The sequence below is a fragment of the Pseudomonas sp. LG1D9 genome, assembly GCF_002949995.1.
Classification (GTDB): Bacteria; Pseudomonadota; Gammaproteobacteria; order Pseudomonadales; family Pseudomonadaceae; genus Aquipseudomonas; species Aquipseudomonas proteolytica.
In genome coordinates, this window is sequence record NZ_CP026881.1 from 2,297,263 (window position 1) to 2,311,140 (window position 13,878).

The 13,878-nt window shown below is 62.2% G+C and carries 12 protein-coding genes; 3 read left to right on the forward strand and 9 right to left on the reverse strand.

Going from position 1 to position 13,878, the window contains the following annotated elements; all coding sequences use genetic code 11:
• Positions 1-9 precede the first annotated feature (9 nt).
• From C5F71_RS11105 to C5F71_RS11120, 4 genes are all read right to left on the reverse strand, one after another.
• Positions 10-1,734, reverse strand: a complete 1,725-nt coding sequence (locus C5F71_RS11105) for a putative 2-aminoethylphosphonate ABC transporter permease subunit (RefSeq protein ID WP_029289371.1) — start codon at positions 1,732-1,734, stop codon at positions 10-12.
• Position 1,735: 1 nt separating this feature from the next.
• Positions 1,736-2,800, reverse strand: coding sequence for a putative 2-aminoethylphosphonate ABC transporter ATP-binding protein (locus C5F71_RS11110; protein ID WP_029289373.1), 1,065 nt, complete (start codon positions 2,798-2,800; stop codon positions 1,736-1,738).
• Between the two features lie 235 nt (positions 2,801-3,035).
• Positions 3,036-3,899 (reverse strand): LysR family transcriptional regulator, encoded by an 864-nt coding sequence (locus tag C5F71_RS11115; protein ID WP_029289375.1) that lies wholly within the window; start codon positions 3,897-3,899, stop codon positions 3,036-3,038.
• A 16-nt stretch (positions 3,900-3,915) separates the two neighbouring features.
• A complete protein-coding gene (locus C5F71_RS11120) occupies positions 3,916-6,165 on the reverse strand; it encodes a heavy metal translocating P-type ATPase (protein WP_104911141.1) in 2,250 nt (749 codons plus the stop codon).
• A gap of 85 nt (positions 6,166-6,250) precedes the next feature.
• On the opposite strand from C5F71_RS11120, the gene cadR reads away from it, so the two are divergent.
• Positions 6,251-6,700: a Cd(II)/Pb(II)-responsive transcriptional regulator gene (cadR, locus tag C5F71_RS11125; RefSeq protein WP_029289380.1), complete on the forward strand. Its 450-nt coding sequence runs from the start codon at positions 6,251-6,253 to the stop codon at positions 6,698-6,700.
• A gap of 131 nt (positions 6,701-6,831) precedes the next feature.
• Here cadR and C5F71_RS11130 read toward each other — a convergent pair whose 3' ends face one another.
• Together C5F71_RS11130 and lgt are read right to left on the reverse strand one after the other, a co-directional pair.
• The gene (locus C5F71_RS11130; RefSeq protein ID WP_104911142.1) at positions 6,832-7,803 is read right to left on the reverse strand and encodes a thymidylate synthase; all 972 of its coding nucleotides are present in this window, start codon (positions 7,801-7,803) and stop codon (positions 6,832-6,834) included.
• 51 nt (positions 7,804-7,854) lie between these two features.
• Positions 7,855-8,667 carry a prolipoprotein diacylglyceryl transferase gene (gene lgt / locus C5F71_RS11135; protein ID WP_070993991.1) on the reverse strand — a complete coding sequence of 271 codons (813 nt, stop codon included), beginning with the start codon at positions 8,665-8,667 and terminating at the stop codon, positions 7,855-7,857.
• 213 nt (positions 8,668-8,880) lie between these two features.
• On the opposite strand from lgt, the gene C5F71_RS11140 reads away from it, so the two are divergent.
• Positions 8,881-9,627 carry an NRDE family protein gene (locus C5F71_RS11140; RefSeq protein ID WP_070993992.1) on the forward strand — a complete coding sequence of 249 codons (747 nt, stop codon included), beginning with the start codon at positions 8,881-8,883 and terminating at the stop codon, positions 9,625-9,627.
• A 90-nt stretch (positions 9,628-9,717) separates the two neighbouring features.
• Here the strand turns inward: C5F71_RS11140 and ptsP are convergent, their stop codons facing one another.
• Together ptsP and C5F71_RS11150 are read right to left on the reverse strand one after the other, a co-directional pair.
• The gene (gene ptsP / locus C5F71_RS11145; RefSeq protein ID WP_029289388.1) at positions 9,718-11,997 is read right to left on the reverse strand and encodes a phosphoenolpyruvate--protein phosphotransferase; all 2,280 of its coding nucleotides are present in this window, start codon (positions 11,995-11,997) and stop codon (positions 9,718-9,720) included.
• Positions 11,998-12,019: 22 nt separating this feature from the next.
• Positions 12,020-12,499 carry an RNA pyrophosphohydrolase gene (locus C5F71_RS11150; protein WP_003176750.1) on the reverse strand — a complete coding sequence of 160 codons (480 nt, stop codon included), beginning with the start codon at positions 12,497-12,499 and terminating at the stop codon, positions 12,020-12,022.
• 143 nt (positions 12,500-12,642) lie between these two features.
• Here C5F71_RS11150 and C5F71_RS11155 point away from each other — a divergent pair, with 143 nt between their 5' ends.
• On the forward strand, positions 12,643-13,299 hold the full coding sequence (locus tag C5F71_RS11155; RefSeq protein WP_104911143.1) for an HAD family phosphatase: 657 nt from the start codon (positions 12,643-12,645) through the stop codon (positions 13,297-13,299).
• 128 nt (positions 13,300-13,427) lie between these two features.
• On the opposite strand, the gene C5F71_RS11160 is transcribed toward C5F71_RS11155, so the two are convergent.
• A complete protein-coding gene (locus C5F71_RS11160) occupies positions 13,428-13,841 on the reverse strand; it encodes a DUF2269 family protein (RefSeq protein WP_029289402.1) in 414 nt (137 codons plus the stop codon).
• Positions 13,842-13,878 lie beyond the last annotated feature (37 nt).

Consider the following 13,878-nt stretch of genomic DNA (forward strand, 5'->3'; position numbering starts at 1 on the left):
GGGGCAGGGTTATTGACCGGGCGCGGTTTGGCGCCAGGCCTGGGAGCGGCGCAACAAGCCGCGTGAGGCCCACGCCAGCAGCAGCGAAACGCCGGCTGAAGTGAACAGAATCAGGGTCGACATGGCCGCCGCGCCGCCAACGTTGCCGGCGTCGTCCATGTTCAACACGGCGACTGCGGCGAGGATGGTGTCGGGGCTGTAGAGAAAGATCGCCGCCGACACAGTGGTCATCGCCGAGACAAACAGGTAGCGCAGGATGTCCAACAGCGCCGGCAGGCAGATCGGCACGGTGACCCGCAGATAGTGGCGGTACAACGGCGCCTTGAGCGACAGCGCGGCGGCTTCGAACTCGGCGTCCAGTTGGCGCAGGGCGGTGGTGGCGGTCATCTGCGCGGTGGTCAAATAGTGCGCAATGGTGCACACCACCAGCAGCGTCATGGTCCCGTAGAGCACATGCAGCGGGTTGCCGTTGAGGTTGAAAAAGAACACATAACCCAGGCCCAGCACCAAGCCCGGCACTGCCATCGGCACAAAACTGAGCATGCGCAGCGCCAGGTTGAGGCCTTTTTGCCCTTTGGTCTTTTCCATCAGGTAGGCGCCGGTGAAGATCAGCACACTGCCGATCAATGCGGTGCAGATCGCCATGGTCAAACTGTTGCGATAGGCCAGCCAGCCGCCACCGGCGGTGTCGTTGAACTGGTAATGGTTGAGCGACAGCGACAGGTTGTACGGCCAGAATTTCACCAGCGACGAATACACCGCCATACCGAACACCAACAGCAGCACCGCGCAGATCAGCAACACAATCGCCAGGTAGCAGCCATCGCGCAGGCGCGACGGCGCCGGCTGGAACACTTGGGCGCGGCCACTCATGGAGTCGCCGTGGCGCCGGCGCAGCCAGGTATCCACCGCAAAACTGAGCAGCGCCGGCAGCAGCAACACCATGCCGATCAAGGCGCCGCGACCGAACTGCTGCTGGCCGACCACCGCCTTGTAGGCTTCCAGCGCCAGTACTTGATAGTCGCCGCCCACCACCACGGGCACGCCGAAGTCGGTGATGGTCAGGGTGAACACCAGGCAGAACGCGGCAAACACAGCCTGGCGCGTCGCCGGCCAGGTGATGCTGCGAAACGCCCGCGCGGGGCTGGCACCCATGCTTGAGGCAGCATCGAACAGCCGCGCATCCGCCAAAGACAGCGCCGACAGCAGGATCATCAGGGCATGGGGAAAGGTGTAGATCACTTCACCGAGGACAATGCCCCAGAAGCCGTAGATGTTGTCTGACAGCAGGCCGCGCAACATGCCCTGGTTGCCGAACAGATACACCAGGGCGATGCCCGGCAACATCGAGGGCGCCATCAGCGGCAGCAATGACAGGCCACGCCAGAGCGTCTTGCCGGGGATCAGCGTGCGTTGCAGGGCGTAGGCAAACAGGTAGGCCAGGGGTACGACGATGGCCGCAACGCTCAGGGAAACCTTCAGGCTATTGCCCAGCAGCCAATGGAAGTTGGCGCTGGTCAGCAACTCGCGCGCCGCCACCAGCCCGCCGCCCTGGCCGTCTTCGGCGCTGAAGCCGCGCCAGAAGATCGCCAGCAACGGCAGCAGCACGGCGATGCCCAACAGGCAGAGCAACAGCACCTTGCCGCCCACTACAAAGATGCGGTCGCCGATTTCGGCACGGGAAACCTGGCGAGCCACGCGGCCGGGTACCGGCAGGGTCATATCGGCGGCCATCTCAGGCAAACACCTGCAGGCTGCGCGGCGGCAGTGCAACCCAGATATCCTGGGCGCCCAGGCGCGGCATGGCTTCCGGCGCCAGTTCGGCGAGCAGCGGATGGCCGGGCAACTGGTCCAGTTCAAAGCTCATGCGGCAACGGTTGCCGAGGAAGGTGATCTCGCGGACCTTGGCCGGGAACAGGTTTTCTTCGTGTACCGGCGGGTTGACGCTGATTGCTTCCGGCCGGCAGAACAAGCGGCCCGACGCGGCCTTGCCGCTGTCTTCGGCCAGGCGCACGTTCATCCCGCCGACCTGGGCGTGGCTGGCGCTGTTGCGGCTGAACGGCAGCCAGTTGCCCTGGCCGACAAACTCGGCCACGAACGGCGTGGCCGGGCGATCATAAATCTCTTGAGGAGTGGCGTATTGCTCGACCTTACCGTTGTTCATCACGGCGATGCGGTCGGCCATCAGCATGGCCTCGTCCTGGTTGTGGGTGACCATCAAGGTGGTGATGCCCAGGCGGCGTTGCAGTTGGCGCAGTTCGGTACACAGGTGCTCACGCACCCGGGCGTCGAGGGCTGACATGGGTTCGTCCAGCAGCAACAGCGACGGGGCCGGCGCCAGGGCACGGGCCAGGGCGACCCGTTGTTGCTGACCACCGGACAGTTGGCCGGGGTATTTCTTTTCGCTGCCGGTCAGGCCGACCAACTCCAGCATCTGCGCCACGCGCTTGCGCACTTCATCGCGGCCGCTGCCGGTCAGGCCGTAGCCGATATTGGCCTCGACGCTGAGGTTGGGAAACAGCGCGTAGGACTGGAACAGAATGCCGTAGTCCCGCGCCTGGGGTGCCAGTAGGGAGACATCGCGATCACCCAGGTACAACTCGCCGCTGTCCTGGCGTTCCAGGCCGGCGATGCAGCGCAGCAAGGTAGTCTTGCCACAGCCCGAAGGGCCAAGCAGGCACACCAGCTCACCGGCAGCGACGTCCAGGGACACATGGTCCAGGGCGGTAAAGGCGCCGAAGCGCTTCTGGATACCACGCACCTTCATCGGCGCGCCGGGGTTGAGCTGGGCTGTGTTCATGGTGGCACCTCATCAAACTGATGAAGGCCATGCTAGGGAGCAAATGCGTCCCTGGTGTGGCAGGAAGGCAAAAGCGGGTGATAGTGGTATTGGTGGATTTGGGTAGGGTTGTGGCGTTGTGGTGACTGGCCTGGCGTTATCGCGGGCAAGCCCGCTCCCACATTTGGGGCTGTGAATACATGCAAATGTGGGATCTGGCTTGCCTGCGATGGCGATTTCAAAGCCACCAACACCCTCAGAGTGGCGACATTTCCTGCGCCAACCCCAGAAACGCCGCCGGCAACCGCGCACCTTTGCGCTCCTTGAGGCAATACAGATACTCCGGGATCTGCGGCGCATTCTCGATGGTCAGCACCCGCAGTTGCGGGTCATGGGGCACTTCCTGGCGGGCAATGATGCTGATGCCGATATTGCGCAGCACCGCCTCGCGAATCGACTCGCGGCTGCCGATCTCCAGCAGTGGCCCATAGCTTACGCCAGCGCCATCGAGCATCTCTTCGGTCAGGCGCCGGGTGGTGGAACCCGCTTCGCGCATCAACAGGGTGTGCCCCACCAACGCACTGAGTGGAACATGTTCCAGCGCGGCCAACGGGTGATTGCGATGCACCGCCAGCACCAGCGGGTCAGTGCCCAGCACCCGGCGGATCAGGCGGGGGTCTTCCAGCAGTTGCGAGGACGCGGCGACATCCACCCGGTAATCATCCAGCGCTTCGAGCACCTGCTGGGAATTGCCGATTTCCACCGCCACTTCCACGTGGGGCAAGCGTTCGCGAAAGGTCTTCACCAGGTCGAGGATGTAGTAAGGCGCGGTCGCGGCGATCCGCAAGGTGCCCTGGACCTGACCGCTGTTGCGCAGGAAAAACTCGATATCCGCTTCCTGCTGCAACAGCGCCTTGACCATCGGCAACAGCCGCGCGCCCTCGTCGCTGACGGTGAGGCGCCGGCCACCGCGATAGAACAGCTCAACCGAGTACTGGCTTTCCAGGTGGCGGATCTGGGTGGTCACCGTGGGTTGGCTCAGGCCGAGTTTCTTCGCCGCCTGGGTAATGCTGCCCAGGCGGGCAACCATGTAAAACGCCTTCAGCTCGGCACTCAGCACACCACCCTCTCATCGACTATTTGCGCAACAGGCGCAGACCATTGAACACCACCAGCAGGCTGACGCCCACGTCGGCGAACACCGCCATCCACATGGTGGCCATGCCCAGGAAGGTCACTGCCAGGAAGATCGCCTTGATCACCAGCGCCAGGGCGATGTTCTGCTTGAGGATACTCGACGTTTGTCGCGACAAACGTATGAATGCCGGAATCTTGCGCAAATCGTCGTCCATCAGCGCTACGTCGGCGGTTTCGATGGCGGTGTCGGTGCCTGCCGCGGCCATGGCAAAGCCAATCTCCGCGCGGGCCAGGGCCGGGGCGTCGTTGATACCGTCGCCGACCATGCCAACCCGGTGGTTTTTGCCGTACAGATCCTCGATGGCTTTGAGTTTGTCAGTGGGCAGCAGGTCGCCTTGAGCCTGGTCGATACCCACCTGGGCGGCAATCGCCTGGGCGGTGTGGGTGTTGTCGCCGGTGAGCATCAGGGTCTTGATGCCAAGCTCGTGCAACTGCTCGATGGCTTCGCGGCTGCTGTCCTTGACCGTGTCGGCCACGGCGAACAGCGCCAGCGGGCCGGACTTGTCGAGCAGCAGCACCACGGACTTGCCTTGTTTTTCCAGGGCGAAGAGTTTTTCTTCAAGGGCTGGCGAGCACAGGCCCAGTTCTTCCACCAGGCGGTGGTTGCCCAGGTGATAGACCTCGCCGTTGATCTCGCCACGTACCCCGCGCCCAGCCAGGGCCTCGAAGTTATCCACAGCGAGCAGCGCCAGGTTTTTATCCACAGCCGCATTGGCAATGGCCAGCGACACCGGGTGGTCGGAGCGCCCGGCCAGGCTCGCGGCCAGGGCCGGGGCGTTGTCTTGGGTGGACAGCGCCAGGTAGTCGGTCTGTACCGGTTTGCCATGGGTGATGGTGCCGGTCTTGTCCAGGGCCAGATAGTCCAGTTTGTAGCCGGCTTCCAGGTACACGCCGCCCTTGATCAGGATGCCTTTGCGCGCGGCCGCGGCCAGGCCACTGACGATGGTCACCGGAGTGGAAATCACCAGGGCGCATGGGCAGGCGACCACCAGCAGCACCAGCGCACGGTAGATCCAGTCGAACCACACCCCGCCCATGAACAGCGGCGGAATCAATGCCACGCCCAAGGCAAACAGGAATACCGCCGGGGTGTAGATTTTCGAGAAGCTGTCGACAAAGCGCTGGGTCGGCGCCCGTGAGCCCTGGGCCTGCTCCACCGCATGGATGATGCGCGCCAGGGTGGAGTTGTTGGCGGCGGCGGTCACCCGGTATTCCAGGGAACCGGCCTGGTTGATGGTGCCGGCGAAGACTTTATCGCCCACGGTTTTCTCGATCGGCAGGCTTTCGCCGGTGATCGGCGCCTGGTCGATGGTGGACTGGCCCGCGGTGACTTCCCCGTCCAGGCCAATGCGCTCACCGGGACGTACCCGCACGATGGCGCCCAGTTCAATGACTTTGACTTCCTGTTCGACCCAACTACCGTCAGCCTCGCGCACCGTGGCCTGTTCCGGTGTCATCTGCATCAGGCCGCTGATCGCGTTGCGCGCGCGGTCCAGGGACTTGGCCTCGATCAATTCGGCCACGGTAAACAGGAACATCACCATCGCGGCTTCCGGCCACTGGCCGATCAGGATCGCACCAGTCACGGCGATGCTCATCAGCGCGTTGATGTTCAGGTTGAGGTTCTTCAGGGCAATCCAGCCCTTTTTATAGGTAGTGAGGCCGCCGCTGAGGATCGACACCAGCGCCACCAGCGCCACCACCCAGGTCGGTGCAGCGTTGGTGAAATGGATCACCTCCGCTGCCAGCGCACCCACGCCGGACAGGGCCAGCGGCCACCAGGGTTTCTTGGCAGCAGGCTCGGCGGCAGGCGCACCCTCTTCGATCGGATCGGCCTGCATGCCCAGGGATTTGATGGCCTCGATGATCGGCGCGGTGCTCGGCAAATCGTGGGTCACGCCAAGGATGCGGTTGATCAGGTTGAACTCCAGTTGCTGCACACCGGCCAGCTTGCCCAGCTTGTTCTGGATCAGCGTCTGCTCAGTGGGGCAGTCCATGGCTTCGATGCGGAAAGTGCTCAGCCGCGCGTTGGCGCTGGGCGCTTCGGTCAACGTCACCAGAGAAGGCGCAGCCGCGCCGGAACAGCAGGAGCCGCCATGATCGTGCTTTTGCACAGGCTGCAGTTTTTCGCCGTGATCATGATCGTGATCGTGGTCATGCTTATGCGGGGTGTGAATGGAATCGCTCATTGTCTCGCGTCCGTGAAGGTGCCTGTTGCCAAGTAAAGACCCTGTAGCCACTATAGGGTCAAGCACCCTTTTGGAGATTGCTGCGATGAAGATCGGCGAACTGGCAAAACTGACCGACTGCCCGGTGGAAACCATCCGCTATTACGAGAAGGAAGGCCTGCTGCCGCCCCCGGCGCGCAGTGAGGGCAACTACCGGCTGTACACCCAGGCGCACACCGAGCGCCTGACCTTTATCCGCAACTGCCGCAGCCTGGACATGACCCTGGAAGAGATCCGCAGCCTGCTGGGCCTGCGCGACAGCCCCCAGGACCAGTGTGAAAGCGTCAATGCGCTGATCGACGAGCACATCCATCACGTCAAGGCGCGGATTGATGGGTTGTTGGCCCTGCAGGAACAATTGATCGACCTGCGCCAGCGCTGTGGCGAAGGGCCGGAGATTGACCAGTGCGGGATTTTGCAGCGGTTGGAGGTCAGTGGGAGTGTGGCGGCCAGTGAGGCGGAGCATTCACATGTGGGTAGAAGCCACGGCCACTAACTAATGTGAACGCCAACCAAATGTGGGAGCGGGCTTGCCCGCGATAGCGGTGGACCAGTCAATTAAGATGTCGACTGATACACCGCTATCGCGGGCAAGCCCGCTCCCACACTTTTTTGACCGCGTTTAGATCAGACCGCCATCGGCGCCGTCATCGGCGCATGGTGCTCATAGCCTTCGAGCGAGAAGTCGCCCGGTTCGATCAATTCCAGCCACTGCGGCTGGTACACCCCAGTCTTGGCAAACTCCGGCACACGCTCGCTGATCACCAGCTTCGGCGCGGCGAATGGCTCGCGCTTGAGCTGTTCGTTGAGCATGTCCAGGTGGTTTTCGTAGACGTGCGCATCACCGATGAAATAGGTGAACCAGCGCGGCGTGTAGCCAGTCAGGCGGCCGATCAGGCTCAGCAGCGCGGCGCCTTCGGTGAGGTTGAACGGCGTGCCCAGGCCCAGGTCGTTGGAGCGGATGTAGAGGGTCAGGGAAATCTCCTTGGTCTCGACATTCGGGTGGAACTGGTACAGCAGGTGGCACGGCGGCAAGGCCATTTCATCGAGCTGGGCGCAGTTCCAGCCGTGGAACAGGATGCGCCGGCTGCCCGGGTCCTTGATGATGGTGTCGACACACTGGCGGATCTGGTCGATGGCCTTGTACAGCACCACGTAGGCCTGGCCATCTTCCTCGCCTTCGGCGATCTGGCGATAGCCCTGGGCCAGAGTCTGCTCGATAGCGGCCTGGTTGCTCAGCGGGATCTGCTTGTACGCCGGCCACTTGCGCCATTGCACGCCGTAGATCTCGCCCAGATCGTCCTCGCCCTGGCGGAACGGGTTGGCCAGCCACTGCGCGTTTTCGTTGGCGTTCTGGTCCCACACCTTGCAGCCCAGGGCGCGGAATTCGGCGGCGTTGTTCACCCCGCGCAAAAAGCCGCACATCTCGCCAATCGCCGACTTGAAGGCCATTTTGCGAGTGGTGATGGCCGGAAAACCTTCCTGCAGGTCAAAGCGCAACATCGCACCAGGGAAGCTGATGGTGTTCACGCCCGTGCGGTTGGCCTGCTTGGTGCCGTTGTTGATGACGTGGGAAACCAGCTCGAGATATTGCTTCATGACATTACCTGTATCGGTGAAGCCGAGGCCCTCAGGCCTCGGCGTTCGAATTTATAGCGCGGCGTTCTTGATCGCCTGCGGGCGATTGTAAGCCCACCAGAGCATGCCCAGGCCTGCGAGGATCATTGGGATACTCAGCACCTGGCCCATGGTCAGCCAGCCGAACGCCAGGTAGCCCAGTTGCGCATCCGGCACCCGCACGAACTCGACGATAAAGCGGAAGATCCCGTAGAACAGGGCGAACATCCCGGAAACCGCCATGGTCGGGCGCGGCTTGCGCGAGAAGATATAAAGGATCAGGAACAGCGCCACGCCTTCCAGGGCGAACTGGTAAAGCTGCGACGGGTGGCGCGGCAGTTGCGCCGGGTCGCTGAAGGGTGGGAACACCATCGCCCACGGCACGTCGGTCGGTTTGCCCCACAATTCGGCATTGATGAAGTTACCGATACGCCCGGCCCCCAGGCCAATCGGCACCATCGGCGCGACGAAGTCCATCAACTGGAAGAATGACTTGCCGTTGCGCCGGCCAAACCACCAGGCCGCGAGCATCACGCCGATAAAGCCGCCGTGGAACGCCATACCGCCCTTCCACACCTCGAAGATCAGGGTCGGGTTGGCCAGGTACGCGCTCAAGTCGTAGAACAGCACATAGCCCAGGCGACCGCCGACGATCACCCCCATCGACATCCAGAACACCATGTCGGAGAGTTTCTCCTTGGTCCAGGTCGGGTCGAAGCGGTTCAGGCGCCGAGAAGCCAGCAGCCAGGCACCGCCGATGCCGATCAGGTACATCAACCCGTACCAGTGGATTTTCAGCGGACCGATGGCCAGGGCCACCGGGTCGATCTGCGGGTAAGGCAGCATTGCGACTCCTCGTTAAATCATTCGTTATTGCGCACGGACCATGCCGGTGGGCGATTAAGCCTGCGTTACAGCAGTTCGATCAAATGAAGAAGTTCGCCCCCACGCCAAGCAGCCTGGCATGTTAACGGATGGGAGGCATCTGGCCCAACTTCGATACGATGGATAGCCGGCGGTTCTATGGGTAGAGTGAACAAAACACAAAAGGATCGCCTTATGTGCCTGATTGTTTTCGCCTGGCGGCCGGGCCACGCCCAGCCGCTGATCGTCGCGGCCAACCGTGACGAATTCTACGCCCGGCCCAGCCTGCCCCTGGCCCAGTGGCCGGATGCACCGCAGGTATATGCCGGCCGCGACCAGGAAGCGGGTGGCTCCTGGCTGGGGATCGGTGCCGATGGGCGGTTTGCCGCGCTGACCAATATCCGCGACCCGCACCAGCCACCGGCGCGCAAGTCCCGGGGCGAGTTGGTGGCGCGCTTTCTCAACGGTTCCCTACCGGTTGATGACTATTTAGCCGATGTTAACGGCAGATCGATTGAATATGCCGGGTTCAACCTGTTGATCGGCACGCGGGATGAGTTATGGCATTACAACGCCAATGAGTCGACGCCCACGCAACTGATGAACGGGATCTATGGGTTATCCAATGCCGGGCTGGACACGCCGTGGCCCAAACTGCTCAAGGCCAAGGCCGCGCTGGCCGAAGTGCTGGACGATCCCCATCCTGAAGCCCTGCTGGGGATTTTGAGCGACCCCCAGACCGCACCGTTTGCCGAGCTGCCGGATACCGGGGTCGGGCTCGCCACCGAGAGTTTGTTGTCGAGTGTGTTTATCGCCAGCCCCAGTTATGGAACACGGGCGAGTACCGCACTGATTGTGCATGCCGATGGGACGCGGCGGATGGTGGAACGTAGCTTCGGGCCCCATGGTGGACGACTCGGCGAGGTAGACATCAACCTGTAGGAGCAAGCTTGCTCGCGAAAAACCTGAGCGCGACACGTTTAATCAGCGCGTACGCGTTATCGTTGACGTTTTTCGCGAGCAAGCTCGCTCCTACAGGGTTTTCGTCGCCGTCGGATTGATCATCCGCGCCAACCCCAGGCTTTTCAGGGCCAACTGCAGCGAGCTGTGGATAACTTGCGGGTTGTCGATGGTCATCAACTCCGCCAACAGCTCCTTGGCCTTGCTCAGGTTGATCTGGCGCAGCATCCACTTGACCTTCGGCAGGTTGGTGGCGTTCATCGACAGGCTGTCAAAGCCCATGGCCATCAACAGCACCGCCGCTGCCGGATCACCGGCCATTTCCCCACAGATACTCACCGGCTTGCCTTCGGCATGGGCGTCGCGCACCACGTGTTGCAGGGCTTGCAGCACTGCCGGGTGCAGGTAGTCGTAGAGGTCGGCCACCCGTGGGTTGTTACGGTCCACGGCCAGCAGGTATTGGGTCAGGTCGTTGGAGCCCACCGACAGGAAGTCCACCTGCCGCGCCAGTTCCTTGGCCTGGTACACCGCTGCCGGAATTTCGATCATTACGCCAATCGGAGGCATCGGCACATCGGCGCCCTCGTCGCGCACTTCGCCCCAGGCCCGGTGGATCAGGTGCAGGGCCTCTTCCAGTTCGTGGGTGCCGGAGATCATCGGCAGGAGGATACGCAGGTTGTTCAGGCCTTCGCTGGCCTTGAGCATGGCGCGGGTCTGGACGAGGAATATTTCGGGGTGGTCGAGGGTAACGCGGATGCCGCGCCAGCCAAGGAAGGGGTTGTCTTCCTTGATGGGGAAATAAGACAGTGACTTGTCGCCGCCGATGTCCAGGCTGCGCATCGTCACCGGTAGCGGGTGGAAGGCGGACAGTTGCTCGCGATAGATCGCCAGCTGCTCCTTCTCGCTCGGGAAACGTTGGTTGATCATGAACGGCACTTCGGTGCGGTACAGGCCCACCCCTTCAGCGCCACGTTGTTGAGCACGCGCCACGTCCGCCAGCAGGCCAGTGTTGACCAGCAGCGGTACACGGTGGCCGTCGAGGGTCACGCAGGGCAGTTCGCGCAGGGCATCGAGACCCTGGGACAGCTGGCGCTCCTCCTCTACGACTTCGGCGTACTGCTTGCGCAGCAACTCGCTGGGGTTGGTGAAGACCTCGCCCCGGTGCCCGTCGACGATCATCGAGATGCCGTCAACCTTGGAATACGGCAGGTCCACCAGGCCCATTACCGTCGGGATACCCATGGCCCGGGCCAGGATCGCCACGTGGGAGTTGCCCGAACCCAATACCGAGACCAGGCCCACCAGTTTGCCTTCCGGCACTTCGCCGAGCATGGTGGCGGTCAGTTCTTCACTGATCAGGATGGTGTTGTCGGGGTACACCAGGTTGGTGGTGCGGTCTTCCTGCAGGTAGGCCAGCAGGCGCCGGCCCAGGTCGCGCACATCCGAGGCGCGCTCGCGCAGGTAGGCGTCGTCCATCAGCTCGAAGCGGTTGACGTGATCGGTGACCACCTGGCGCAGCGCGCCCTGGGCCCACTGGCCGGTCTTGATCACGGTCTTGACTTCGTTACCCAGGGACGCGTCGTCGAGCATCATCTGGTACACGTCGAACAGCGCCCGTTCTTCGGGGCGCAACTGGGTGGCCAGTTTGGTCGACAGGTTGCGCATGTCGGCGCGCACCCCTTCCAGGGCGGTCTTGAACAGTTTGATTTCCGCATCGATGTCGTCGATGGACTTGTCCGGCACCACATCCAGGTCAGCCGGCGGCAGCATGACCACCGCAGTACCGACCGCAGCGCCCGGTGAACCCGGCACGCCAACGAACTTGGCCTCCTGGATGCCCTTGCCCTGGCGACCCAGGCCGCGAATCGAGCCGGTGGCCTCGGCATGGGCGATAACCCCGGCCAGCTGCGCGCTCATGGTCACGAGGAAGGCTTCTTCACCTTCATCGAACTGGCGGCGTTCTTTCTGTTGGATGACCAATACGCCGACAACACGGCGGTGGTGGATGATCGGGGCGCCGAGGAAGGAGGCGTAGCGTTCTTCGCCGGTTTCGGCAAAGTAGCGATAACGCGGGTGATCGGCCGCGTTCTCAAGGTTCAGGGGTTCTTCACGCGTCCCCACCAGGCCCACCAGACCTTCATTGGGCGCCATGCTGACCTTGCCGATGGAGCGCTTGTTCAAGCCCTCCGTGGCCATCAGCACAAAACGGTTGGTCTCGGGGTCCAGCAGGTAAACCGAGCAGACCTGGCTGCCCATGGCTTCCTTGACGCGCAACACAATAATCCCCAACGCCGCCTTGAGATCCTTGGCGGAGTTAACTTCCTGGACGATCTTGCGCAGCGTATTGAGCATGGCTCGGGGTCGAACTCCGTCGTCAGTCGCGCGCTAAAAGGCGCGGGGCAAGCTCTTTGAGAGCGCGACGATAAACCTCGCGCTTGAATGTCACCACCTGGCCCAACGGATACCAATAACTGACCCAGCGCCAGCCATCGAACTCCGGTTTACCGGTCAAATCCATCCGCACCCGCTGCTCGTTGGAGATCAGGCGCAGGAGAAACCACTTTTGCTTCTGGCCGATGCACAGTGGTTGGCTGTGGGTACGCACCAGGCGTTGCGGCAAACGATAGCGCAACCAGCCTCGGGTACAGGCGAGAATTTGCACATCTTCGCGTTCCAGGCCTACTTCTTCGTTCAACTCGCGGTACAAGGCGTCTTCAGGGGTTTCGTCGGGGTTGATCCCGCCCTGGGGAAACTGCCAGGCATCTTGGTTGATACGGCGAGCCCATAGCACCTGTCCGGCATCATTCGTAAGAATAATCCCGACATTTGGACGGAAACCATCGGGGTCGATCACGGCAACAACCTCGCAAACGCATGTCGCCGCATTGTTCCACAAAGCTTGTTGCAGCGGCAACGAGGCTGCTTACCTTATGTGCACTCTTGTGAAAAGACCGTATTCTGGACGCCTTTTTACAGACTTTTCAGCGAGTAACCGCAATGCGCCTGGCTTTATTCGACTTGGACAACACGCTTTTGGGCGGCGACAGTGACCACGCCTGGGGTGATTACCTGTGTGAGCGTGGCATCCTCGATGCCGTTGCCTACAAAACCCGCAACGACGAGTTCTACCAGGATTACCTGGCCGGCAAGCTGGACAACGCCGCGTACCTGAACTTCAGCCTGGAAATCCTCGGCAACACCGAGATGGCCCAACTCGACGAATGGCACCGCGACTTCATGCGCGACTGCATCGAACCGCTGATGCTGCCCAAGGCGGCTGAACTGCTGGCCAAACACCGCGCCGCCGGTGACACGCTGGTCATCATCACCGCCACCAACCGCTTTGTCACCGCGCCGATTGCCGCACGTTTGGGGGTTGAAACCCTGATCGCCACCGAGTGTGAGATGGCCGATGGCTGCTACACTGGGCGCAGCACGGATGTTCCGTGCTTTCGCGAGGGCAAGGTGACGCGCTTGAATCGATGGCTGGAAGAGACCGGGTATAGCCTGGACGACAGCTATTTCTACAGCGATTCGATGAACGACCTGCCGTTGCTGGAGCAGGTGACTCACCCGGTGGCGGTGGATCCAGATGCGAATTTGCGGGCTGAGGCCCAGAAGCGTGGATGGCCGGTAATCAGCCTGCGCGGCTGATCACCCAGATCCCTGTAGGAGCGAGCTTGCTCGCGAAAAACCTGAGCGCGACACGTTTAATCAGCGGGTACGCGTTATCGTTGACGTTTTTCGCGAGCAAGCTCGCTCCTACAATGGTTTGACGAACGCTAGACCGGCTTGGCCCCCATCAACCCGGCAATCGCCACAAACCCCACCAGGCTGACAACCGCCAGGGCCAGGGTGAATTTCGCGCTGCCCGTACCGCCCAGGCGCAGGCGATTGAGGCGCACCACCAGCCAGAACCAGGCCAGCGCCGCCACGCTATAGATCACGCTGGAGCCCAGGATCCATGTCTGCCCCAATGGCCAGCCGATCAGGTGCACCAGCCACCAGCCGGTGAATGGCATGCTCACCAGGCTTACGCCCATCAACAACCACACAAACAGCCATGGCCGTTGCAATGTAATCGCCGGCCCGGCTGCGCGCTTGCGCCAGCTCAGCACCGCCAGGGCCAGGCCGCTGGCCAATAGCAGCACCGTTGCCACCATATGGATGGTCTTGAGGGTTGTCAGATATTCCATGCTCTTGATTCCTTAAAGGCCGCCCAGTCAGCGTAGT

Coding starts and splice junctions, on each gene's coding strand:
- C5F71_RS11105 (WP_029289371.1), bottom strand. CDS start 1,734: ATGGCCGCCGATATGACCCTGCCGGTACCCGGCCGCGTGGCTCGCCAG.
- C5F71_RS11110 (WP_029289373.1), bottom strand. CDS start 2,800: ATGAACACAGCCCAGCTCAACCCCGGCGCGCCGATGAAGGTGCGTGGT.
- C5F71_RS11120 (WP_104911141.1), bottom strand. CDS start 6,165: ATGAGCGATTCCATTCACACCCCGCATAAGCATGACCACGATCACGAT.
- cadR (WP_029289380.1), top strand. CDS start 6,251: ATGAAGATCGGCGAACTGGCAAAACTGACCGACTGCCCGGTGGAAACC.
- C5F71_RS11130 (WP_104911142.1), bottom strand. CDS start 7,803: ATGAAGCAATATCTCGAGCTGGTTTCCCACGTCATCAACAACGGCACC.
- lgt (WP_070993991.1), bottom strand. CDS start 8,667: ATGCTGCCTTACCCGCAGATCGACCCGGTGGCCCTGGCCATCGGTCCG.
- C5F71_RS11140 (WP_070993992.1), top strand. CDS start 8,881: ATGTGCCTGATTGTTTTCGCCTGGCGGCCGGGCCACGCCCAGCCGCTG.
- ptsP (WP_029289388.1), bottom strand. CDS start 11,997: ATGCTCAATACGCTGCGCAAGATCGTCCAGGAAGTTAACTCCGCCAAG.
- C5F71_RS11155 (WP_104911143.1), top strand. CDS start 12,643: ATGCGCCTGGCTTTATTCGACTTGGACAACACGCTTTTGGGCGGCGAC.
- C5F71_RS11160 (WP_029289402.1), bottom strand. CDS start 13,841: ATGGAATATCTGACAACCCTCAAGACCATCCATATGGTGGCAACGGTG.